Source organism: Roseateles agri (genome assembly GCF_034043675.1).
Taxonomy (GTDB): domain Bacteria; phylum Pseudomonadota; class Gammaproteobacteria; order Burkholderiales; family Burkholderiaceae_C; genus KK5.
This window is the reverse complement of the sequence record NZ_JAXCLA010000009.1, coordinates 130,625-153,245: the sequence shown is the minus strand read 5'-3', so window position 1 is coordinate 153,245 and position 22,621 is coordinate 130,625. Positions and strand designations below refer to the sequence as shown.

25 protein-coding genes are annotated in these 22,621 nt (G+C 62.9%); 12 read left to right on the top strand and 13 right to left on the bottom strand.

The annotated features are described in order from the left end of the window. Window positions 1–55: 55 nt before the first annotated feature. A complete protein-coding gene (locus SNE35_RS25825; RefSeq protein WP_320425917.1) occupies window positions 56–949 on the bottom strand; it encodes a BrxR family transcriptional regulator in 894 nt (297 codons plus the stop codon). 186 nt (window positions 950–1,135) lie between these two features. On the opposite strand from SNE35_RS25825, the gene SNE35_RS25820 reads away from it, so the two are divergent. Both SNE35_RS25820 and SNE35_RS25815 read left to right on the top strand, forming a co-directional pair. Continuing rightward, entirely contained in the window at window positions 1,136–1,486 is a 351-nt protein-coding gene (locus tag SNE35_RS25820) for a hypothetical protein (RefSeq protein WP_320425916.1), read from the top strand. 37 nt (window positions 1,487–1,523) lie between these two features. Then, entirely contained in the window at window positions 1,524–1,784 is a 261-nt protein-coding gene (locus SNE35_RS25815) for a hypothetical protein (protein ID WP_320425915.1), read from the top strand. A 175-nt stretch (window positions 1,785–1,959) separates the two neighbouring features. Here SNE35_RS25815 and SNE35_RS25810 read toward each other — a convergent pair whose 3' ends face one another. From SNE35_RS25810 to SNE35_RS25800, 3 genes are all read right to left on the bottom strand, one after another. Next, on the bottom strand, window positions 1,960–2,994 hold the full coding sequence (locus SNE35_RS25810; RefSeq protein ID WP_320425914.1) for an ArdC family protein: 1,035 nt from the start codon (window positions 2,992–2,994) through the stop codon (window positions 1,960–1,962). Between the two features lie 107 nt (window positions 2,995–3,101). Next, window positions 3,102–3,734 (bottom strand): hypothetical protein, encoded by a 633-nt coding sequence (locus tag SNE35_RS25805; protein WP_320425913.1) that lies wholly within the window; start codon window positions 3,732–3,734, stop codon window positions 3,102–3,104. Between the two features lie 66 nt (window positions 3,735–3,800). Next, window positions 3,801–5,984 carry a type IV secretion system DNA-binding domain-containing protein gene (locus SNE35_RS25800; protein ID WP_320425912.1) on the bottom strand — a complete coding sequence of 728 codons (2,184 nt, stop codon included), beginning with the start codon at window positions 5,982–5,984 and terminating at the stop codon, window positions 3,801–3,803. Window positions 5,985–6,252: 268 nt separating this feature from the next. Here SNE35_RS25800 and SNE35_RS25795 point away from each other — a divergent pair, with 268 nt between their 5' ends. Together SNE35_RS25795 and SNE35_RS25790 are read left to right on the top strand one after the other, a co-directional pair. Beyond that, window positions 6,253–6,855: a hypothetical protein gene (locus SNE35_RS25795; RefSeq protein ID WP_320425911.1), complete on the top strand. Its 603-nt coding sequence runs from the start codon at window positions 6,253–6,255 to the stop codon at window positions 6,853–6,855. A 33-nt stretch (window positions 6,856–6,888) separates the two neighbouring features. Beyond that, on the top strand, window positions 6,889–7,539 hold the full coding sequence (locus tag SNE35_RS25790; RefSeq protein ID WP_320425910.1) for a LexA family protein: 651 nt from the start codon (window positions 6,889–6,891) through the stop codon (window positions 7,537–7,539). A gap of 30 nt (window positions 7,540–7,569) precedes the next feature. Here the strand turns inward: SNE35_RS25790 and SNE35_RS25785 are convergent, their stop codons facing one another. Further along, complete coding sequence (locus SNE35_RS25785; protein WP_320425909.1) at window positions 7,570–7,953, bottom strand: hypothetical protein; 384 nt, start codon at window positions 7,951–7,953, stop codon at window positions 7,570–7,572. 670 nt (window positions 7,954–8,623) lie between these two features. Between SNE35_RS25785 and SNE35_RS25780 the strand changes: the two genes are divergently transcribed. Both SNE35_RS25780 and SNE35_RS25775 read left to right on the top strand, forming a co-directional pair. Further along, window positions 8,624–9,769 (top strand): tyrosine-type recombinase/integrase, encoded by a 1,146-nt coding sequence (locus SNE35_RS25780; RefSeq protein ID WP_320425908.1) that lies wholly within the window; start codon window positions 8,624–8,626, stop codon window positions 9,767–9,769. A gap of 115 nt (window positions 9,770–9,884) precedes the next feature. Then, entirely contained in the window at window positions 9,885–10,580 is a 696-nt protein-coding gene (locus SNE35_RS25775) for a hypothetical protein (protein WP_320425907.1), read from the top strand. Here the strand turns inward: SNE35_RS25775 and SNE35_RS25770 are convergent. Then, the gene (locus SNE35_RS25770) at window positions 10,567–11,433 is read right to left on the bottom strand and encodes a hypothetical protein (protein WP_320425906.1); all 867 of its coding nucleotides are present in this window, start codon (window positions 11,431–11,433) and stop codon (window positions 10,567–10,569) included. The two genes, SNE35_RS25775 and SNE35_RS25770, sit on opposite strands and share 14 nt — an antisense overlap. Before the next feature lie 198 nt (window positions 11,434–11,631). On the opposite strand from SNE35_RS25770, the gene SNE35_RS25765 reads away from it, so the two are divergent. The 3 genes from SNE35_RS25765 to SNE35_RS25755 are packed head-to-tail and all read left to right on the top strand — an operon-like array spanning window position 11,632 to window position 15,542. Next, complete coding sequence (locus SNE35_RS25765) at window positions 11,632–11,916, top strand: hypothetical protein (RefSeq protein ID WP_320425905.1); 285 nt, start codon at window positions 11,632–11,634, stop codon at window positions 11,914–11,916. 3 nt (window positions 11,917–11,919) lie between these two features. Beyond that, on the top strand, window positions 11,920–14,808 hold the full coding sequence (mobF, locus tag SNE35_RS25760; protein WP_320425904.1) for a MobF family relaxase: 2,889 nt from the start codon (window positions 11,920–11,922) through the stop codon (window positions 14,806–14,808). Next, window positions 14,805–15,542 (top strand): hypothetical protein, encoded by a 738-nt coding sequence (locus SNE35_RS25755; protein ID WP_320425903.1) that lies wholly within the window; start codon window positions 14,805–14,807, stop codon window positions 15,540–15,542. The genes mobF and SNE35_RS25755 overlap by 4 nt, the downstream gene beginning before the upstream one ends. A 142-nt stretch (window positions 15,543–15,684) precedes the next feature. Here the strand turns inward: SNE35_RS25755 and SNE35_RS25750 are convergent, their stop codons facing one another. The 6 genes from SNE35_RS25750 to SNE35_RS25725 all read right to left on the bottom strand — a co-directional run bounded on the left by SNE35_RS25750 (window position 15,685) and on the right by SNE35_RS25725 (window position 19,326). Next, window positions 15,685–16,185, bottom strand: a complete 501-nt coding sequence (locus SNE35_RS25750) for a hypothetical protein (RefSeq protein WP_320425902.1) — start codon at window positions 16,183–16,185, stop codon at window positions 15,685–15,687. 9 nt (window positions 16,186–16,194) lie between these two features. After that, window positions 16,195–16,422 (bottom strand): hypothetical protein, encoded by a 228-nt coding sequence (locus SNE35_RS25745; RefSeq protein ID WP_320425901.1) that lies wholly within the window; start codon window positions 16,420–16,422, stop codon window positions 16,195–16,197. Then, window positions 16,419–16,778 carry a hypothetical protein gene (locus SNE35_RS25740; protein ID WP_320425900.1) on the bottom strand — a complete coding sequence of 120 codons (360 nt, stop codon included), beginning with the start codon at window positions 16,776–16,778 and terminating at the stop codon, window positions 16,419–16,421. The genes SNE35_RS25745 and SNE35_RS25740 overlap by 4 nt, the downstream gene beginning before the upstream one ends. Window positions 16,779–16,844: 66 nt before the next feature. After that, window positions 16,845–17,759 (bottom strand): hypothetical protein, encoded by a 915-nt coding sequence (locus SNE35_RS25735; RefSeq protein ID WP_320425899.1) that lies wholly within the window; start codon window positions 17,757–17,759, stop codon window positions 16,845–16,847. Between the two features lie 3 nt (window positions 17,760–17,762). Next, a complete protein-coding gene (locus tag SNE35_RS25730) occupies window positions 17,763–18,329 on the bottom strand; it encodes a DUF4755 domain-containing protein (RefSeq protein WP_320425898.1) in 567 nt (188 codons plus the stop codon). Between the two features lie 268 nt (window positions 18,330–18,597). Further along, window positions 18,598–19,326 (bottom strand): helix-turn-helix domain-containing protein, encoded by a 729-nt coding sequence (locus tag SNE35_RS25725; protein WP_320425897.1) that lies wholly within the window; start codon window positions 19,324–19,326, stop codon window positions 18,598–18,600. 394 nt (window positions 19,327–19,720) lie between these two features. Between SNE35_RS25725 and SNE35_RS25720 the strand changes: the two genes are divergently transcribed. Then, a complete protein-coding gene (locus SNE35_RS25720; protein ID WP_320425896.1) occupies window positions 19,721–20,080 on the top strand; it encodes a helix-turn-helix domain-containing protein in 360 nt (119 codons plus the stop codon). A gap of 236 nt (window positions 20,081–20,316) precedes the next feature. Beyond that, window positions 20,317–20,571, top strand: a complete 255-nt coding sequence (locus tag SNE35_RS25715; RefSeq protein ID WP_320425895.1) for a hypothetical protein — start codon at window positions 20,317–20,319, stop codon at window positions 20,569–20,571. Here SNE35_RS25715 and SNE35_RS25710 read toward each other — a convergent pair. Then, complete coding sequence (locus tag SNE35_RS25710) at window positions 20,551–21,675, bottom strand: hypothetical protein (protein WP_320425894.1); 1,125 nt, start codon at window positions 21,673–21,675, stop codon at window positions 20,551–20,553. The genes SNE35_RS25715 and SNE35_RS25710 overlap by 21 nt on opposite strands. A 206-nt stretch (window positions 21,676–21,881) precedes the next feature. Between SNE35_RS25710 and SNE35_RS25705 the strand changes: the two genes are divergently transcribed. Continuing rightward, on the top strand, window positions 21,882–22,610 hold the full coding sequence (locus SNE35_RS25705) for a hypothetical protein (RefSeq protein WP_320425893.1): 729 nt from the start codon (window positions 21,882–21,884) through the stop codon (window positions 22,608–22,610). Window positions 22,611–22,621 lie beyond the last annotated feature (11 nt).

Sequence of the window (22,621 nt, the reverse complement as noted above, 5' to 3'; positions counted from 1 at the left end):
CCGAAGTCGCTTTCCAAGCATTTCTAACCTTTCTTATTGTGTGTAGTTTCGCGCGTTAAATCGCGCCGCCAATCTGTCCACTTGCGACGCCGGGCGCCAAAGCCGCGCTCTCCACGCCGTAGAGCGTCGGCGAGTTGCGAAGCCATAGGTGATGGGTCGCGGGATCGAGCCGATGATCCGGGCTCGCATCCACGTTCCATCGCCGCAGCACGTAGCCGGCCAACGCGGCGCGCGCTTTGATGCGCAACACCCCGCCGTTCATTCCGTAGTCGGCCTCGATCGCCCTGGAATGTTCGATGCCGGGATGCGGCGCGAGCTCCATATCGACGATCCTGGCCCACTGCTCATCAGCTCCCAAAAGCTCTCGCTCCTCGGGCTCTCCCTCGATCTCCTGCACCTTCAAGATCCGCGTCAGCACGAAGTCGCCGAAGCGCCCCCGCTCGCGGTCGAACGCCCGCACATGCCACCGCAGACCGTTGTCAGCCAATGCCACCGGCACGATCTCGCGACGCTTCGAGCCCGACGACAGCGACAGGTAGCTGATCCGCGCAGCGCGCTTGGCACACATGCTGCGAGTGATCGAACCGAGCACCTGCATGTCGGGCCGCGTGAGCTGTCCCGGACCTTCGCATGGCGCCGCTTGCTTCAAGCCCAGCTCCAGCCCATCGCCAAAGCCTTGCAGCAGCCATGCGAGCACGCGGTCTGGGTTGAACTCGAACACCGGGGAGAAAGACGGCGAGGGTCGGTAGCACCGGCCCACAGCGTCGTATTCAAGGTTGTCCGGCGCGAGCGAGCGATACATCGCCAGGTCGCGCGATGAGGCCGCAGGCTTGATGCCGAAGCGCGCCTCGATGTCCGATCGCCTCAGCTCCCCTGTGAAGAACGCGCGCAGCTCCAGGAACGCTAGCCGTTCACGCTGCGCCTGCGAAGCATCCAGAGGTTCTGCCAAGGGCCCTTTCCCGGGCCACCGGCCCGCGCGCGTAGCAAGTGCCGCGCCCATCTCGGAAAGAGCATACCACGGTCATCTTTTTGATAATCAAAAGAGGTTTACAAGCACCTCAAGGGATCCGATGGCCGGTGTTGAGGCAGCGATTTCGCGAACATATCTTTGTTGGTTAGTTGGAGGTCAATCCCCATGAATACTATTTTCCCGATTATCACCTTCCTCGCACTATCAATCCTTGCAGGGTGCAGCGATCAAAAATTGTCGTGCATGCACGCAGTCGATACCGAATATCAGCAGCAGCGAGCCAAGCTCGCCGCAGAACGGGATTCGGTCCCCCAGCGGGCTCAACGCATTCTGGAAATTAAATCAGGATTAAATGGGGCAAAAACGGATGAAGAAAAGGCCTTCGCCAAGTGGTATTTATCCTTAGGCACAGCTGGCATCGTCCGAGACTTAGAACAAGAGATCACAGCAAAAGAGAAGGAAGCCAGGGAAGCCTACCTTATTAAATTGAAATCCTGCGGCGGCGAGAACCGTTAACAAAATACCTCGGCATTAAAACCAAAAGGAGAAACTCATGACCGAATCAACTCAGGGAATCGCGAACAGGCTGGCCGCTATCGCCTACAAGCCACATGATACTGTCCCGACTTCCGGCATCTACGATGTCATTCTTCCAGGGACATTCAGTTTGCAATCAATCGCACAACTCCCTCACACCCAGGTCACTTGTGTAAAAGGCGAGCCGTTTCCGCCTTCTCAAAGCGGCAAAGGTGTTACATATGTCCTTAAAATTCAGGCACAGCACAAGTCCGAAACTGGTTTTCTCATCCCGTAATGAAAAGGCTCTGGCAATCACGCGAAAATTTTCATGTTGATTTGCGTGCCCATAGGTCGCCCACATAAACATGCGTGCATCGCTTTTCAACGGCCTCATGGTTGTCGAAATTGGCAAAAAGGTTCGAACCAAGAGAGTCGCGGAACGCCAAGACGCTGGCGTGCATTGACAACACTTAGCGCTCGTATGCCGCGACCCATTCCCGATGAGGAGCCATGGCCTCGCGCTTCATGGCAAGGCCGAGTATGTATTCGCAGATGCGGTCAGCGTCTTTGGCTGCCGATAAGATCGCCATCGGGTCGTTCTTGATGACCTTCACCCACGAGCGCAGGTAGGCCGCGTGCTGCTCGCGGTGGTGCGCGTATGGGTCTGCTGGGCCGCCGCTAGACGCGCCTTGGCCGCGGGCGAGGCCCGTGGTGTGGGCGAGCAGGCAAGACGCGATCTCGGCGCGCAGCTCTTCCATCGCATAAGCTTCGTCGCCCCAACGTTTCGAGATGGCTTCTGTCCTGTTCATGCAACGCTCATTCATCGACGCGTGCGCGCACTCATGCAGGGCTGTCACCCAGTAGTCGTATAGACCATCGAAGGCCCTCTTTGGTGGCAGTCGCACCTCATGCAGTGAGGGGACATAACACGCGTTGTTGCCGCCGTGAATCACCATGAGGCCCGTCTGCTCCTTCATCGCCTCCACGACATTCGAGACCTGCTCGACCGACTCGTGGGCCAGCAGGCCCGGCTCCTCCACGGGGATTGGGAAGCCTTCGATTTGCTCGGCATTAAAGACGAAGTAGCGCCGCAGGATGAATGCCTTGCGGGCTTCCTTGCCGTCGCCCTGCCCGTCCACCGATGACGATGCGTCCTCGCCTCGCTCGCGTCCATTGCGCTCGCCGCGATCGAGCTCCACGACCTTGACAATGGGCGTGCCCTTCTCGCCCTTGCGAACTTTGTAGCCGGCGTCGTTGGCTTGGTTGAATGTGAGCCAGATGTTCGAGCTGCGGTTTTGCAAGGCCAGCAGGATCCGGTTCACTCCGCGATACCCGCTCTGGGTCGCTCCATTGATGGGCATCAATGACTGGGACTTCCATGGCCGCTGCCATGGCGTGTTGCCTGACTCCATCGCTTCGATCAACTGCTTGGCGACCTCGTTTTTGACATCGAGCTTCGCTTGGCGAACCTGATGAATGTCTCGGTGTCCTTTGGTGGCATCCATGGCCCCTCCCTTTTTTTGTTCTTTCTTCTTCTATGGCGACTGGCCGTCGGCGCCGCCGCCGCGCGAGCGCAGCGCTTCCCTGCTCGGTCAGTCCGCGCGGACGCGAATCACTTTTGGTTGTTGTGTGGATCGTTGGCCGACACGTCGGCCGAATTGGCGTGGTTCTGCCGCGCTCGCTGGCGACGCTCATCCATGGCGGCCCACCACAACAGCCGCTCAGCCCACGCTAAGCCGGCATCAAGCGAGGATCCGAAGCCGCCTCGGCCGGAGTTCTCGCCGGCAGCATTGAGCGAATCTGCTGAGGCGCTGTCGAGCCGATACGCTTGACCCGGCTCGTCGATCGGCATCAAGCCCAACGCCGCATTCCCAAGGCGCCGCCATTCGGCATCGGAGGTTGGCTCGTCGAGGCTATGCCGCGTGCTCTCGCGGGCGAACGCAGCCAGCCCACGAAGGCTCGATTGAATCCCCGCGAGCAAAACGGCGATGCCTGGCGAGGCGGCAACTGCGTCCCAGCGCGCTGCATCGTGATCAAGATCGTCTTCGTCGTTGCCTAGATCGCCGGTCGAATCGATCTCGTCAGGCGTGAGCCAGTCGTCGAGGATGGGCAACTCTTCGTCGTCAGCAGGAGCCGGGGCGCCGCCCATGCTCGCGTCGCCCCCAGCTACATCGCGTCGCTCGCTATTTCCGGGCGCCTGTTCCGAGCCACCCTTGCCATCCAGATCATTCGCATCCGCACCCATCGTCCATCTCCTCGCTGAGGGCCGGCGATATGCCGGCCGTTGAGAAGCAAGGCGGGACAGCGACGATCATTGCTCGCGCGCCGCGGGCTGCCCGACAGGTGGCGGGGCGTTGCGCTTGGTCGGTGTCGGGGCCTGCTCCACGCGGACGTGTTGCATGGGAGCGGGGCTTGAATCTCGCATCGCATCCAACGCCGCCGAAGCCTCGCCGAGCACGGCGACTGGCGCAGCGCCGAGCGATTCCATCGCTTGGCCTGCCGCGGCTTCGGCGATCGGCTCCGCCAGCTCACCCGAAAGGTCCGTCGATGCGCCTTGGGAACGACCGCTATCCCCTATGAACGCCTCCACCACGATCGACGCGCGCGGAGGGCCGAAGACCTCGGCCAGGTCGACCTCCAACGCAGGGTTGCGCGGGCCGGAGGGCGGCCTCGCGCCCTCGCCCTTCGGCACGGACTCCGCCGCGTCCGGGTCGGCAGTAGCAGGCGACGCTGGTCGGTCGGCCTCGCGCGGCAGAGCTTTGCCGACAATCGTCCAGTCTGCCGGCGCAAAGCGCGCCCGTCGCTTGGGCAAACGCTGGATCGGCCAGTCAAGCTCGTAGGCGTCGCCGCCTGTGAAGAGGATCAGCCGCGTGGCGGATCCATCATGGGTCAGCCCCAGCCGCGAGGAGAGCTCTGAGGGTTTGTAGAGCGGCACGTCGTCGCGGCTGTAGGAGAGCGTTGTCGAGCGATTGGCCCCGACGCCGCCGGGCCCAAACGACGACGACAGGTTGGCCCGCTCAACCTCGCGCGAGCCGAATGCTTTGCAGAGCTGATCAGCTGTCTCGCCTTGCATCATCTGGCCGACAACCAGCGTGCCGCACATGCCCACCATAGCCTTGACCATCTGCGCGCCGTGGATCTCTTCGAGTTGGGCGAAGTCTTGACAGGCGATCACGCAGCGCACGCCACGGGAGCGGCCGACCTCGAAGAGTGAACGCATTGGAATCTTGCCCATCTGCGGCAGCTCGTCGGCGATGAACCAAAGCTTGCGATTAGGGTCGTCGCCCATCTCGACGCTGTTCACCAGGGCCGAGACCACGCCGACGATGCTCTCGACGTAGCTCTTGGTCAGCTCGCCATATGCCGCATGGCCCTGAAGGATGATTTGCTTGAACTTGGAGCGGCCGGATACCCAGTCGACGAAGCTGACTCGACGGGATCGCGGGAGATGCCCCCAAGCCTCTGCCAAATCCACGATCGCGGAGCAGAACGAGGACAGGTTGATCAAGATGCCGGCGGAGGTGACGGACGCCTTCTCGACCGCGCGCGCGGCCTCGGGATGCCACCTCTCCATGATCGTGTGCAGGCGAGGCTGCGGCTGAGTGATCAGATCGCGCAGCTCCATCCATCCCCACTCCTCGCCGCGGGTCTTGCGCAGGTAGATCATCAGCCCCACCAGCACTTGACGCGACGCGTTGGACCACATCGGATCGTGGCTCTCGCGAATGATGGCGGCGGCGAAGCGGCGCATGTCCGCCGGATTTCTCATGTCGCGCGCGATGTCCCACGCGAGAGATCTCGCATCCCATGGCGCGAGGATCGCGGGCTGCTTGAAGGACTCGGTGAAATCGCCCTTCGGGTCGAAGAGAAGCATCGGTTCCTGGGCGGCGATCACCTTGGAGATCAGCGGCTTCATCACGGTCGACTTGCCCGACCCCGTGCCGCCGACGATGAGCATGTGCCGCGTCCAAAGATCCGCGGGATATGGAATGTCCGGCGCGACCTCATGATCGGGACGCCGCTTCACGCGTCCGCGCAGGCTGACGTTTAGCGCGCGCCTTGCTTCATCGCCGGTCAGCCGATTGGATCCCCGCATGTGGATCAGTTGATCGCGGGGCCTCAGGTAGCTGTCGGCGAACAGCGCCCAAGGCAATAGGAAGCAGGACAGGCCAAAGCCGCACCGGACGGCGAAAGCCATCCGCTGCGAGTCGTCGAAAGAATCCAGCGCTCTGAGGTAGAGGCGAACGTCGCCGCCGAAGAACTTGCCAGGAAGAAGATGGATCAACCACTTGACCCAGAAGCCCAGGTGATCGCTCAGCGCGCCGGGCGGAGCATCGAAGCCAAGGATCGGCCGCCAAACCAGCGCTAGGCCAGCAAGCGCAAACACCAAACCTGCTGCGCTGCTGCCGACGACCCATCCGATCGGATCGATCCGCTTGACCGACGGCGCCAGCGGCTGTCCTCTTCCCCATTCGTAGTTCGTCTTGTCGTCCATCCAACCCTCCCCGCAGTGGTTCTGGAAAAGGCGGTTGGGAAAGCGGATGTCGTCATTGCTCCGACGACCGGCGCGACGGCGGAGCGAGCGGCGCTGCAATCGCCGTTGGTCAGGGCACGTCCCTTTGTGCGTGGAATTGACGAAGTCGAGCGCCTTAGCAAACGGGAGATGACGCGATCTGACGGTTTCGTCGCTTCCCGAGCACTTAGTTATGCGAGACCGCTCAACCACCTACTACGAAAGACGAAAACCTAGGGAGACGACATCAATGAAATGGACGAAATATCACACAGCGCAGGACGCCCTCGACGCATACGCGCAACTGACCAATCAACAACGCCTGCTGATCTTGGCCCGGCTAGAGAGACATTCCAAAGGCTCGAACTACGACTCGCCGGCCGACCTGTTCCACGAAGTCCTTCACCGGATGCTCAAAGGCAAGCGCAGTTGGCCAGTGGGCGTCGAATTCACGACGTTCGTTGTCAACGCAGGACAGAGCGTCGTCAGCTCGGAATGGGGCTCGGGGAACAACTCGAACCTGCCCCTCGACAGCGTCATGGACTGGAAGGAGCGCGGCGAAGATGGGCCGAGCCCACTCGCGGCGGAAATCGACCGGGCAATGTCGGCGCCGTCCGCGGAGGACGAAGCATTGCGTCGCGAGCGGATGCGCATCCTCGTCGAGCTGCAAATCAGGACGTCACTCGTTTTGGCAAAAGACGCTGTTGCGAAGAAGGCCGCGGATGGCTATCTAGAAGGGAAGAGCCTCTCGGAGCTTGGCGACGAACTCGGCCTCGACGCCAAAACCATGAGCGCCGCAAGCCAGCGAGCCCAACGGGCATTCCGCCGAGCCGGGCGGGACATGAAGTGGTGAACCGGGTAAGACAACAATGAAAAGGAAAACATCATGAAGACAAACATTGAACACGGCGCGCTTGGTTCGGATCTGCCGGAGATCGGCGATGAAGAACTGGCGACGATGACCGAGGAAGAGCTGAGGGCGCACCTCTGCGCCCGCGGGCACGACCCAGACAAGCAACTGGCCAAAATATCCGCGTCGGTCGCCGAACTGCGATGCCAGGTTTTTCTGGAAAAGGTCGATCAAGATCGAAGCGCTGAACCTTCTACATCCGATATCGATCATGTGGCGATCGACTTTCATCGAGCGACCTTCATCGACACGCGCGTGTCGGCTGGCCGCGGCCTCGGGGCGCAAGACGGCGACGCTTCGCGCCCGGTGGACAGCGCCGATCTGTTCGGCCGCCAGAATTGGCGAGAAGCCACATTTGCGCGAGTGCGCGGGAATTCGATGGCGCCCAGCGGCATCCTCGATGGCGACTCGATCCTCTTCGTGCGAGGCATCGAGGCGAAAGATGGAGACGTCGTCGTCGCCTACCTGCCCGATCACGGGGAGGTGGTCAAACGCCTGAGGGTCGATGCGAGCGGACCTCGACTTGAATCCAGCGATCCAACGTATCCGCCCCTTCGGCCGTCCTCCCCAGGAGAGCTTGAAATTCGCGGCATCGTGAAAGGACGGGCGGGGCCGCTTCCCGAATGAGCGATTGAAATCCGAATGAGATGGGCTGGCTCATGCCGGCCCATCGTCTTTGCGCGCGGAGGCGGCCCGCTTGGCGCGCTCCACGATCTCACCGCGCCGGCGCGCGGACATTTCGTCAGCGAAATCGGCCGCCGGATCGACCTCGCGATCCTCAGAGCGCGTCGATCGCTGGGAACAGCACATCCAGTCCAAGAGATCTTCGACCATCACCACGGGAGATCCGTGCAGCTCACGCACCGGCAGAAAGAAGGTCTTGCGCTTGATGTGTCCATACAGGGTCGAGGGCGCCGATCCGATCAGCTTGGCGATGGCTGGGACGCCAATCACCAAAGCCTCCACGCCCAGCTCCTTGAGGCGCGCTCGCGCATCCCCCCTGCTTCGGCCACCTGATTCCACGATTCGCCTGTTGCTCATGGTCGCCTCCCGCCTCAAACAAAGGCGGGCCTGACCGCCGACTTCGTCGCCGCTCGTCGGCCGAGCGCTTTGCTCTCTGGCGTGACCTGAAGACCTTTGATATCGATTGTCTGTCCGCCGCAAATCTCCCGCAGCGCTGAGCGAAACGGCGCGCGCGACCTCGGCGGATGGACGAAACGAAACAGGACCATGCAGGTCCGGAATGAGTAGAAAAGGAGGGGAAAGGGAAACCGCGGCGATCTGGACAGATGAATAACAACCATTGACCAGATCAAATGAGCGCGCGAATTCTTATTGAGGACGCTATTGAATCAAACCCCTCTGCGCAACAGTTGACTCGTTTCAATCGTTCGCAGACTGAAAAGTTCAAAAGCGGCTAGAGAGAAGATTTTCGCGATATCGGTTCGATTACCGATTTGGTGCCTCGGGCCTTCACCGCGCTTCGGTGAGCCAAGAGAGGCGACGCTCGCAACCCCGCATGAACGCTAGGGAATCTCTTGTTCGATTCTAGCGCGCCTTCGCGCTGAAAAACAAGACTCCCCGCTGATTCATTCAGCGCCGCGCCCGACGAACGAGAGAGAAAACAACCCGACCCAGCCGCCTAAAGGCGAGATCAGCCCTCACCGGCGAAATCAAGAAAACCAAAACATCCAACAACAAGGAGAAAACCATGGGAGCTAGAAAGAACAACGGCAGCATCGCCCAACGACAAAACAAGGGCGGCGCGATCGCATACCAAGCGATCCTGCGCATCCAAGGCGGGAAAGCCTTCGTCAAATCATTCGACAACGAGCCCGAGGCGCGCGCTTGGCTCGAATCCATCGCCAACGACGTGAACGCTCATCGGGAGTCGGTCGAGCGCAAGCGGAGGCAGGACATGCTCGCGCTGGCCGCCATGTCGCCGGAGAACCGGCAGCGAAAGCTGCTGGAGATGCCGATCCGCGAGGTCTTGCTCGGCTTCGTCGAATGCCCCTTGGCGCGCGACCGCCACAAGGTCGCTGTCCCCGCGATGCTGCTGCAAGTGAAGCAGGCCACCATCCGAGACATCAAGAAGGCTTGGGTCAAAGGCTATGTGGACGGCATGCGGGCGCGCAAGACCTACCGTGGCAGCCCCTACGCCTACGCCACGATCGTCCGGCAGTTCGCGGTCTTGCGGCAAGCGATCGAGTGGCAGGCCGAGGAGCTCGAAGCCGAGCCGCCGAAGATTCCATTCACCACCAAGGCGATGTTCCCTCGCAATTGGGAAGGAAAACGCAAGCGTCGCCTCGCGCCCGAGGAGCAATCCGTGTTGGAGGCTCGGCTGGCGAGCATTGAGGGCCCGTCCCGGCCGCACTGGGAGCTGCTGTTGGGCATGGCGCTGGAGACCGGCGCCAGGCTGCAAGAATTGGTCGGGATGCGCTGGGACGAGATCTCGGCCAATGGCGGCGACAGCGTGTGGGTCATACCCGAGACGCGAGAGAAGACGGCGAAGGAGCGGCGCGTTCCGCTGTCTCCGGGAGCGGTGACACGCATGGCGCAACTGACCGCGCTGCGGGATCCCCAGGACCCGCGCGTGTTCCATACGCTGGGAGATCCCGAGACTATATCGGCTCTGTTCCGCAGATACAGCAGACAGGCCGGGCTGGTCGACTTCCGCTTTCATGATCTCAGGCACGAAGCGATCTCGCGGATGGTCGCCAAAACGCCTGACATCTACAAGGTCATGAAGATAGTCGGGCACAACTCCCCTGAGATGTTGGACCTCTATGCCAACCTCAGGGACAGCGAGTTGGCGAGCGCCTATAGGCCGAACTCGGAGCACCGGCCCATCGCGTGAGAGAGGCGGCCTCGGCCGCCTTTCGTCGGGGCCGCGAGCGATATCGACTCGCGGCCCCTGCGGGCTTGAGATCGCCTTCAACCCGTGAGAGAAATCATTCGAACGGGGAGGAGGTATGGCGAAGAGCGGAGCAACGGGACACTGGACGAGGCTGTTTGGCAAGGCGCTCGCCTTCCATGACGAGATTGCTCATGCAGCGGAAATCTCGGCCGAATGGAGCAACGACACCGACCCCGGCCAATGGGGAGCGCGTATCGACGGCTTGCCGGGACACATGAGTTTCGCGTGGGGAAGCGATAGCGCCTGGATTTATTTGCGACGCCCGGAGGGCATCTGGAAACTCAGAATCCCTGACGACGCTCAAACAAAAACCATCGTCCTTTGGCAGCGGGCAGATTCAGGCGTGGCTTTCGGCCAATTGTTCATCGATGCGCCAGAGCGCGGGAGCGGCGGATGGAACTGGGATCACCTGTCCTCGGCAAGCTGCGCGGACATCGACGCCGAGTTTGAGCCCACGTCAGATTGTCCGCGAGAAGCCCATGAAGAGTGGCCGGCGATCTATGCGGTTAGAAGAGCCGACGGCCAAATCATCGTCGCAGAAGCCGGCGAATGCTCGGACGGGCGAGATGTCGACCTCCATCTCCGTGGCGAGAGCGCCGATTGGATCGTTGGAGTGGAACGAAACAGCGGCCGACGATTCGCGCTTCCCCTGAGTCAACATCTCCAAGCATCGGCCTTGCAGGGGAAGCTTTGGCTCCGCTTTTCAGGCAACTGGCAAGAGGCCCGGGAGGTTCGCGTCAATGCTTCTTGAACAGCGATGAGAAAACGCTCTTCGGTTTGATCTGCAATGACGATGAAGCCGTTTTGATCGCTTCGGCGACCTCCTTGCCATGGCTGATGCCGGAGAGCGCGGCGAGCGCCTTCTCCCAAATGATCGGCAGAGCCTCCAACTCAGTGGGAAAGCTCGGCATGGACATCAGGCTTTGAAGCTCCTGCGCGATGTCATAGGCATTGGTGGGATCCGCTTGATGGTCGGCAGAGCGGATGTTGAAAAGATCTGTCTTGACCGTCGGCCAGCGCAGGCCTTTGGCCTTTGCGAAATTCAGAGCCCTCACGTCGGCGCCGAGTTCCAACACCAAGTCAGCAGCCTTTTTTGCCAAGGGCTGCAACCCCAAAGAGTTCGGGTATTCGACGGAAAGTGTGTGGACCGCGTCCACCCATGCCTTTGCCATCAAGGGATTCAGCCCGCGCGCGAAGGGCGATCCCAATTGCGCGCTACGGACTCCGCATGCCTTCATTCGCGCCGGCTCGCCCAAGTGGTAGGTCTCATGAGCCAGGATAAACGAGATCGCCTCGCATGGGCTCCAGCCAGCCTTGTTCGTGAGCCATGAGCCTGCTCCGCTCTTGAGAGCTTCGACGCCGAACTCCAATTGCCAAATATTCAAACGAGATTTGGACGCATCAAGCGGAGACGTTCCGCTCAATATAGAAGACCCTGGCGCGAGGAAGATGACAGACTTCTCTTGGCCGGGCTCGCGCGGCCACCAGCCCTTCAAATCGGCGACAGCCGCCTCCATAACGGGCTTTAACGCTTGCGCCGCAACCAGATCAGCGCTGGTCAACCCTTCAGGAATACGGACGCGCGGGAGGAAGTCGTTGGCCATGGATCAATTATCCAAGTCGCCTAAGTCGACTTCAAAGCCGCGCATCGGGCGTCCTGTCAGCTAGGCGTTCAGGACAAGCAACGGTTGACGACCACTTCTCTCGGATGAGCGCGCGGATGCGTCGCGCCATTCGTCTGGCCGGCGAACGATATCGCCCCGCGGTCCGCCTACCTAGGCATGTCCACCCCGAAGATGCCCATGGAAGATCGAAAGGCCCACAAGAGAAAGTCCAGCCAAGCCACCTACGAGCGCGAGAAGCGCAAGCGCGACCGAATCCTCATCCGCCTGGACAAGGGCCAGGCAGAAGTGCTCGATGCGTTCTGCGGAGCTGCGGGCCTCAGCCGCTCGGCGTTTTTTCGCCGGCATCTCGACGCCTGCATCGCCGCGGCGCGAGCGACTGGTCCGCAGTCTGGCGACGCGCCTGGAACCGCCATCCTGGCCAGCGAATTCGACGAGCTCTTCACGAGCCTGCGCGGGGAGTGAGCCATGCTGTCCATCGCCAAGATCGGGCCGTCGACATCTCGCGCCGGGAAACCGGGCCAAGGCGGCTACCTCGCCTATTTGGGGCCGGCCGCGGAGCCTCGCGATGAGCGCCGAGCCGAGTTCGATGAATACGCCCGCGGTCCGCAGCAGGACGGCGCGCCAAAGCCCTTCTGGGCCTGCAAGGGCCCCGCCCTGCTTGGGCTTGATGCGATCGCGGAAGCCGAGCAAGTCGAGCGGCTGGCCCAGGGCTTCCATCCCATCACTGGGAAGGCGCTGGTCAAAGGCGCCGGAGAGCGCCACTCGATGGGGCTCGACCTCACATTCTCCGCGCCCAAAGACTTCTCTGCGCTCTTCGCCGGAGCCGACGCGGCAACCCGAACGGAACTGCTCGAATGCCTGCGCGAGGCCGCCACCGCCGCGCTCGACTACGCGGAAGCCGCGACCGTCACCCGCCACGGCGCGGGCGGCAAGATCAAGCAGATCGCCGAGGCGGCGATCGCCAGTTGCTACACCCACTTCGCCAGCCGCGCCTTGGATCCGCAACTCCACATCCACGCCTTCCTCTTCAATGTCGGCAAGCGTATGGGCGTCGACGAATGGAGCGCCTTGGAACAGCGGCCTCAGTTCGAACGCAAGATGCCGACGGGCATCCTGTTTCGAACGGAGCTCGCTTGGCGGCTCTCGAGGATGGGATTCGACGTGGCCGCCGCCGGCCCCTATTTCGAGGTCGCCGGCATCTCCGAGGAGCAACGCGAGGCCCTGTCCACGCGCAGCCGCGAGATCGGCGATCGGTTGAAAGCCAGCGGACTCGACGGGGCCGATGGCCCATCCGCCCGCGACATCGCCGCATTGGAGACCCGCGGCGCGAAGAAGGAGCCGCCGCTGCCCGAGCTGCTGAGCTTGTTCGAGGCGAAGGCGGAAGCGGTCGGCATCACGCCCGAGACGGTGGCGAGGCTTCGGACCGGAAAGCCGTCGCCGTCGCCGGAGATCCAACTCGACCACAAAGCATTGCTCAATGAGCTGATGACCTCCCAGTCCTGCGCGACCGCCAACGAAGCGTTGACGCTCATCTGCGAGGCCGGCATGGGCCGCTGGAGCGCGAGCCGCTGCCTGGACGAGCTCGCCGCATTCATGAAGCATCCCGATGTCGTCGCGCTCGGCCGCACCGAGCAGCTCATCGAAGTGTTCACCTCCAAAGCCACCTTGGAGATGGAGCGAGAGGTCAGTTTGCGGATCGAGAGCGGAAAGGCGAACGCGAGCCACGCGCTGAGCCGCCGAAACATCAACCGGGAGTTCGATGAGCTGGAGGCCGACCTTCGCTCGAAGCTCGGCGTGCCGGTCGCGCTCGGTCAGCAGCGCGAGGCGGCACTTCACATCGGCAGCGGCACCGGCGACCACGCCTTCGTCGAAGGCTGGGCTGGCACCGGCAAAACCACGATGCTTCGCGCGGTCGCCAAGGCCTACAAGCGCTCGGGCTTCGAGACCTTGGGCTGCTGCCAGTCGGCCGCAGCGGCGCAGAACCTTTCACGCGAGACTGGCATCAAGTCGCGGACGATCGCAAGCCTGCTCATCTCCGTCGCGTCGGGCCGAGTGAAGCTTGGAACGCGGACGATCCTCTTCTTGGACGAGGCCGGCATGGTGGGGTCGCGCGAGTTCGGTCTGCTTCAAGAAGCGATCGGCAAGGCGGGCGGGAAGCTCGTCTGCGTGGGCGACCCTAAGCAACTCCAACCCATCGAGGCCGGCGGCATCTTCGCCTCGCTCTCGCGCGAGCACGGCAAGGCGGAGATCTCGAACATTCAGCGCCAGCGAACCGACTTCGAGCCGCTGTTGGAATGGCTGCGGCCGAGGCTTGCCGGCAGCGAGCGGGAGCTCACGACGGAGCGACAGGCGCTCTTGAAGGCTCTGCCCGAAGAGGCTCGCGCCCAAGCGCTCTCGGACCTCTGCGCAGGGGATGCCAAGCTATCAGTCGCCTTCGAGCGCTGGAAGGCGCGCTTCGACCATGAATGGATGCGCTCGGTTGTTGAAGCCTTCGCCACCGGCAAGGCGCAGGAGGCCTTGGAGAAGATGGAGAGCCGCGGGCGGCTCAAACTCCTGCGAGGGCATCAGCAGGCGGTCGACGAGCTCATGGCGGGATGGGCGGCCGACAAAACGCCGATCGAGCGCAAGGCCATCATCGGGGCGACGCGGGCGGAAGTCGCAGAACTCAACGACATGGCGCGGAAGCGCCTGATCGATATCGGCGCGGTGAAGGATGCGCTGGGCCTCGATATCGAGATCACCCATCGCGACGCGACCACCTCGGCCCGACGCTTCGCGCCGGGGGACCGGATCGTATTCACCATGAACGACCGCCAGCTCGGCGTCGCCAACGGCGTGACGGCGACGATATCGTCCATCGTGACAACCTCGCCAGATGCAGCGCTCATGGTTCGGCTGGACGATCCCAACGAGCTCGGCCAGGTCGAGGTCGCGATCCCGGCCAGCTTCGGCCGCTTCGACCACTCCTACGCGCGAACCAATCACTCGCTGCAAGGCAAGACGGTCGACTCCGCCCATGCGTTGGCCAATCCGGCGATGGCGGACCGTGAGTGGACGTATGTGGCGGCGAGCCGGTCGCGATTTGCCACCACGATCTACGTCGATGCGTCCAAGCTGGGCCTCATCGATCCCGAGTCGCACCGCGAGCAGGACGTTGCGCCCAAGACCCGCGCTCGGGCCATCGAGGCGTTGGCCGTCCGCATGAAGCGCAGCCGGGCGAAGGGGACGACTCTTGACTACGCCCAGGAAGAGCAGGCGACCGCGCCGGCCAAGATCGATATCGGCTACCGCCAAGCCGGACTCATCGGCCGCGCGCTTCGAGCGATATCGCGACGACGCGAGGCTCGCCAATGAGCGCGAAGGCCTCGGGAGGTTGGGACAAGCCGATCGCCGCGGTGCGGCTATCGGGCGAGCGCAAGCGCAAGCTCGGCGCCATCGCCAAGGCTTTGGGGTCGAACGCCACGCCCACCCAAATCCTCGACCATTGCATCGATATCGTCGCCTCGGAATCCAACGAAGCGAGCTCGACCCACCAGAAGCTCGACGCGATATCGGCCCAAGGCCGCGACCTCGCCGGGAGCCTCGCCGGGGTCGCCGACGACATGGATCGCGGCTTTGGAATGGCGCGGGAGGCGTTGGCCGATATCAAGATAGAGCTGCATGACGCGCGCGAGCTGCTCGCGCTCATCGCCGGCGCCGCCTCCAGCGATGGGGATGACGGTGAGCCGATGCCGATATCGGAGTGGCTTAGGCGATCGACCGCCGACGAGCCCGCATGCCGATACCTGCTCGCGCGAGCCACTTGGCAAGCGGTGGCTCGCCGAGGGACGGACCGGGTGGACATGGATGTCTTAGTCGAGCGGGTCGCCTCGCAACCCGCCGCGGCAGAAGGCCTCGCCCGCATGCCAGCCGCCCTGGTCCGGATCGACCGCCTGGCCTGCTCTTCCGAGACGCACGCGAAGACGATCCTCGCCGACTTCTACATCGGCTGCCAGCGCGGCGCCGACGGCGAGTGGAGTCTCGACTTCCGAGAGATCGGCCCATCGGGCTCGATCGGCGGGAACTCGATGTTGGCAATCAGTATCTGAGCAACCGAGGCGTTGAACCCACGTTGAACAGCCCGCGGCAACGGTCGTTCAACGGTGTTGAACACTTCCAGTGCGTCGGGTGTGTCCCAAAACCTATGCAGCTGGAGGCCCGATCTCAGGCGGTCGCGCTCGCTCTCGCAGGTCAAACGAACTCGACTGAGCCTTTGAGCGACCTGAGGTATTTGTTCAGGGTAGCGAGCGACTTCCTGAGCGCTCGGAGATGCCCCTGAATGTTTATGGCCAAGATGATCAGCCATACGCCGCCGATGATAGGGAGAAACAAGATGCCGAAGATCCATAGGATCAGGACGACCGCGTTGAAGATCAGCCAGCGCACGATGCCAGGCCACTTCACGGGTCGCATCGCATAGGCCTTGCCATCCACGCGCAACGAGACGATGGGACGGCCCACATTGGGGATGTGGTGCTCGGCGATCACGAGCTCGACCGGCGAGCGGGCCTCGATAGCCTTCTCTAAAGCCCGCCCGATGGCGGGCGTGGCGAAGAAGTGGCCAACGAGGGGATGCCAGCCCCCTTCGAACGTCACGCCTTCATAGTAGGTCGCTCGCGAAAAGGGCATCGGCAGAGCAGCATCGGATCGTCGCGCCTCGCGGATGATGCCTTTGTGGGTGATGGTTTGCATGCGAGGCTCCTAGTTCACGGCAGCCAGCACCGGACTAGCTCGGCGCGACGACTCGCCGAGGGTCGGCAGAGTGATTTGCAGCCCCGAGCCGCCGCCGTTGGAAGACGGCTCGCAGGCCTGCTCCCAGGCCAACGCCTCGATATCAGCAGCCCGAAGGCTTTTCGCTGGCATCCGCCAGATTCGGCGGATGGCCCAAGCTGCTCCGGCCAAGCCGGCGACGACAAGCAGCGAGCTCATTGCTGGGCCACCCAGCCGTCGCTGCCCTTGACGAATCGGATCGACATCGGCGGAGCCTTCGCCGTCTTGCCGCCCCGGCTCGCCTCGATCTCCACATCGCACCGATAGGCCTTCTCGCCGTCCTCCTTGCAGCCGACCTTGTGGACCGAGACGATCTCGACTTGCGACTGGGCGGAGGCCTGCCGAACCATGTCGCCGGCCATGCCGCCGCCGACGGCTCGGGCCGTCTCCTCCGCCCGCTCTTGCGCTCGCTTCTGGTCGGCCTGCAAGGCCTCCTTGATCTGCCCCTCCGACAGCGCGCCGGAGCACGCCGCCAGGGCAATGGGCAGAAGGGCCGCCAGCGCGGTCCGCTTCATGAGTCGTCCTCGAATGTTCATCGTCCTCTCCTTTTCTTCGGGTGGCGGCTGATATCAGCCAGGCCGTCATCGCATGGAGGCCAGGACGGCCAACATGCGTTGCAGCTTTTCTCGCTTGTCCGGCTGCGATCGGGGGATGTAGTAGTTCAGTTCCGCCCGCAGGCCGCTGAGCTTGTCCTTGCCGCAAAGCCGCGCGTAGGCTCGCAGTCGCTCGTCAACGGGCTCGCTGACGTAATAGATCCACTGAGGAACGCAAGCGGCCGGGTCGCTGAACATCGCGGGGTCCAGCAGGGCTGCGATCCGAGGGTTCCACGGCTGGTCGCCGACCAGATGCCCCATCACGCCCTCGTCGCGGATCGGGACTTTGATTTGGGCGAACCAAGCCACGGCCTGCTCGTCGCCTTGGCCGAGAGCTTCCTTGAGCCCGTTGTGGCTGATCGAGTAGCCGCGCGACGCGAGCGCCCGTCTCGGATCGCTCTCGGCGCCGACCAAGACATCGAGCTTCGCGTTGGCTTGGCCCACGCCGGAACTGACATCAGCAATGCCTGAGCGGATAGACAGCAGCTCAGCTTGCAAGTCGCGCACGGCTGGGAACTGGCTGGCGGCCAGCCCGCCGGCGCTGGCTTTGGCGACGGACGCGAAGCCAACGATGGACACGACGCACAGCAGCGCGAATCCGAACTGCCATACGCCTCTGCGCCAGAGCGGGACATGGCTCGGGGCAGGGCCGAAGAAGCGAGCTTGGATCCTTGACGCGAGTCCCGGCATCAGCGCCGCGATGAGCATCGCCAACGCGAGGGTCGCTGTTGCTGAGTAGATGATTCGAGGCAGCAGCCACAACTTCGGGGCTAAGAAGTCCAAGGCTCCCACGGCAAAGCAGGACGCTGCAATGACGTTGTTCACGACGAGCAGGTGAGTCCGCACGAACGCATAGAGCCCATCGAATGGTGGGGCCGGAGGCGCAGCGGTCGCGTCAGCCATGGCTCAATCCCCGTTGATCGCCTGCCGCAGGATCTCCATCCAGCGCGCCTGATCCTTGGACAAAAACATCTCCACCCGCCAGGTGGGATGGTCGATGTCGCGCACCTTCACGAAGAAGCCGCTTCCATTGATCGCCGCCTGCGCCGCTCCGATGTTCAGGGCCGTCGTGGCCAGGACATTGCCCCCGATCGCGTGACCCGATCGCTGATTGGAGCTCTCCCATTCGCGCACATCGGCGAACGGGTAGACCTTTCGCAGCGCGCCTTGCAGCAGAACCAGCTTTTGCGTCGCCGGAGAGATCGCGATGCCGCTTTTGCCGGCGACGAATGAATGCCCCGTCTGCTCGGTCGCGCCGATCTGCGCGAGCAACTCCTTTCCCAACGCGGCCTGCTTGGCCTTCTTCCCCTTCGACCATCGACGGCCGAGATACATGGGCAGGCACGCCAGCGCGAGATAGAACAAACACCCAATGAAGCTCCCTCGATCCAGAGCGTTGCCCGCGCTCACCGCGAAGGCCATGAACCAAATGATGTTGAACAACACCGCTGCAACTATCGCCAAAACAGACATTCGCCCTCTCCTTGTCATTTCTTCGACGCGCGCCGCCCCATCCGCCGCCGACGTGCCGACGCGTATGCGCTCTTTGGACCCAAGGCGCCGAATCGGCGCGCCCGGCGAAAACGTCAACACAACTCAAAAGGTTGACAGTCAACTTTATACATTCAGTCGACGAGCGAGCGATCCCCTCAAGCGCATGGTCCGCGCGAAGTGGTGTCGATGTCTTGAATCCGCGCGCCATCCCGGCGCGGGAAAACTTGGGGTCCGGTCTTGCCTAAGCTCAGACGGCGATCAGTTTGGCGATCTGTCCGGGCGTCAGGCCGCACGACGCTTTGAACCCCCGGGCCATGTGGGCCTGGTCGGCGAAGCCGGCGAGGGACGCAATCTGGCCCAAGCTGTTGCCGCCGGCCTGCATCAACCGCAGGGCCACTGTCTGCCGACAGGAGCGGCGCAGCTCCGTCACGGTCAGCCCCTCCTCGGCGATCTGTCGTTGGAGCGTCCGAGGGCTCGCGCCCAGCCGAGCCGCCAGCGACCGAAGATCCATGTCGCCCTCCTGTTCGAGGGCTTGGGCCGCCTCCGCCCCGGCCTGCCTTTCCGCCCCCAGGTAGACGGCGGAGCTCCATCCCGAGAGCATCCACGAGGCCGCCGGCCTCGCAAGCTTGCTGGCGGCATCGCTCTTGATCCATCCAAGAACAGCCAGCGAGCCCGCCGCGCACAGCTCGTCGTCCTTCGCAGCGCTCACCAGCGAGCGTCGAATCGCCCCGGCGTCGACCGACGTGCGAACGCCCAGGGGCACGGACTGGTTGTAGACGTTGTAGAGCTCGATGACCGCCTCTTGCGAGCGCGCCGCGCGGATGGACTGGACGGCGGGATTGAGGTCGGTATGGAGCCAGTCGAACACGGCGCGGGAGACGGTCTCCTCGCGCCACCCCTGCGCCCTCCGCTTCGAGGATTCCCGCCGGTATTCGGCGTGCGGGCTGTGCCCCGCTACCGACGACTTGATGGCCATGGCGAAGCGGGCCCGCGGGTCGCTCCGAGAGCGATCACGCATGGCCGAGACGACCGTGTGATATGCCAGCCCCTGATCCGACATCCGCCCTGCCTCGTTGTCCTTGATGCGCGAATACCGCCCATCTTCCGAGACCGGATTTCGTCGCCGTTGAATAGGCGCGCCAAAGCGATTGGGAATATCCCGAGACTTGGGAATATTCCCTGTCCGTAACGGTGACGAGAAAGCCAACCGAAACCGGACAAGAACCGCGCGAGTTCAGCTCCCCACGCCAAATGTCCCAGTCCATTTCCATCAAGACCTGTATTTTCAACCTTTTAGGTTGATATACAACCTTTCGCGCCCTTCCGCTTGAAAAGCCTAGCGCCGACCATTTGGGTTGAAGGAGCCACGCATGGATACGGACGCCAAGAAGCGCCTGGCGTCTCGCATCGGCAGCCGCATTGCGAGCGCCAGAGCGAATGCTGGGCTGACGCAAGAGTATGTCGCCGAGAATCTGGGCATCGGCAACGAAGCCGTTTCTAGGATGGAGCGGGGTGTGGCGCTGCCGACGCTCGAGCGGCTCTACGAGTTTGCGGATCTCTACGATTGCCGCGTGGACGCTTTCCTCTTGGATTCCAGCAACCGCGGGGCCGATCTCGGCGCGGCGATTGCCCAGCGCTTGGCGGGGCTCCAACCCGCCGACCGCGAAATGCTTGTGAGGGTGATCGAGCAGCTAAGCGAGCACATGCGCAGGCGCCGCGGCAAACACTGAGCAAAACAAGGCGACGACGCGACATGGCTCGGATCGCAGCGCTCGCTTTGCGCATGCCGCGCGCTTGCCCTCCTGGAAAACCCTGCTGAGGATTGGGCCGCCTGAATCGTCTTAGGAGTAGGTCCCGTCGGAGGGCGATGCACGATTGCCGCCCCCCCCGGTTGGATTCACCGCCCCTCCTGCGGCTGAGCATTCGAGGTGGCTGAGCCGTGCAAGTCCGTGAAGGAGAATCAGCAATGAGAGCCATCCGTCATCGAGCCAGCGCGGCCGAGATCCACCCCGCTTGGGAGCTTCTCGATGACGCATCGCAAGTCCTCGCGCGCGCCGAGGCCCTCGTCCTGCTGCTTAGTTGCGCGCGCGATTTGGAGGAGCACCACGCATGCGGCGCTGAAATGGCGCGCGAGCTTCTCGCCGCGCTTAGGGCAAAGCTATTCGCTGCGCAAGACCGCATCCGGAGCTCTACCTCGGCTTCAAATGCGAAGCGCGGATGACACTCGGTCGATCGCCTCGCCGGCCTCCAGAGCCGCCGCGATCAGATGCCGCTCGATCGCCGCGATCCCTCGACCGACACCCTTCTCGAACGCAGCCCTTGATGCGCCGAGCTTCGAAGCCACCTCGCCCATGAAGTCGGCAGCTCGATCCAAGTTGCCGCAGTAAAGGACTTCCAACGCCACGCACGCCTCCACCGCCAGTTCGAAGCCGGCCTTGTCCCCTGCGCAGCCCGCGCGCGCGGTCGATTCGGCCGAGCCCAGAAAACTGCCGAACATCGCTTCGGCCTCGTCGTCGTTGGAACAAAGTTCGCGAAGAGTCGGATAGAGCTTGCTCGCAAGTTCAAAACGCCCGCAATACAACGCCGCTTCCAGATACATGCTCGCGTCGTCAGCCCAATTCACCTCGCCCCTGACATTGATCAGGTTCGAAGCCATGAAGCCGACTTGTAACTCTGCCGCAGCCGCGTCGCCTCGCGCGATGGCTCCGATGATCCTTCGCTTGCTCTCGACGTGCTTGCGACGGAATTCGGGGGCTCCGACCGCCTCGCAGGGGCGATGCTCGACGACAGCCATGGCATGGCGCATGGCCTCCGGACATGTCGGATCGAGCCAGAGATAGAAGCCCGGGACGGGGCCCTCCAGGCCGCGCGTCGCTCCAACCATGAGGGCTGAAATCGCGGCCCGACACAACGCCTTGTCGCTCTCAGGCGCTTCGTGGAAAAGGCAGGCCTGCTTCATGGCCCTGCTCACGGTGATCAAGTTGTTGGCGCGGCCCGCCATCTCAGCCAAAGCCTCGGCGCAGCGGGTCGCGCCCATGCAGATCGCAAACAGCGTCAGCGGCTGGTTTTCGGCCATCGTCGCCCCCTCGTCCGCCGAAATGCTCAAAGCGATGTCCAGAACCGACCAGCGCTCCTCCGTCGAGAGAAGAAGCAGCGAATCGAGGTCGTCGATTCCCACGGCTCGGATGACCATGTTGATCCATTGCTCTTGGCTGAACTCGACCCAACGACCTGGCTCGTTCGCCTCCGGTCGCATTCTCCGCTTCGATCGCTTGTTCTTCTTGTCCGACTTCAACTGGGACTTGTAGCTCGAACTCCTTTTCATGGCAGGCTCCTTGAGGGATGAAGGCGCCGCGAAATGCCGCGCCATGACCGGAAGTCTGAGATCGAGAGCCCTTTCAAAACCGTCCTGGAATCGGCGGAGCGCATAAGAGCGCATGAGAGCGCGCCAGGGCGTCGGCGCCTCGCCACGCCGAGCCGCGTGGCGTCGAGCCCCACTGAGAAAATCGGTTCAAATGCATTCGTTCGGACATGACGCGCGAGACCGAGGGAGCGATGGCAGAGTCGACCACCAAGTCCAAATCAAAGGCTGTCCCAAGAGCCGCTCGGGGCAAGCGGATCGACCCGCCGAGCAATGAGCAGACGGCTCTCGCTCGCGAGTTGGCGTCGCTAACGCGTTCAGCGCAGAAGAGGCTCATCCTCACGACCAAGCAGACCGGCATCATCATCAATCGAGAGCCTAAGACGATGGAGGCCGATCGGCGCAAGCAGCGCGCGTTGAAAGCCGCAGGCCAAGCCGATCAGATCGACCCGACGCATCCGATGTCCCTGCCCTACATCCCCGCGCATAGCGATGAGCGCGAAGTCCATTACGTCGCCAGCGACGTTGTGGACTACCTGGGGCGGCGATATGCCACGGTGGACAGGAGCTTTTTGAAACGCGGAGCTCCGCTGTCGGCGGATCCTGCGCTGCGCGGCTTTCGCTCCTGGCTGTCTCAGGCTTCAGTCGCCGAGACTTGGCCCTTCTGCATTCAAGCCGACGGCCGCCCCTTGGACATGGCCGAAGCCATCGCGACGGGCCGGCTCAACGACGACATCGAGCAGCTCAATCTTCGGGAGTTCTCCACGCGCCTCGCTGACGCAGCGTCACGCGCGACCTCGCTCGGCGAAAGCATCGAGGTTGGCGCAGCCGTAAGAACCGCCAAGACGCGAGGCGCAGCCAAGCGGACGACGTGGGACAAGCCAGGCGGCCCTATTTAGGCGAGCCTTCG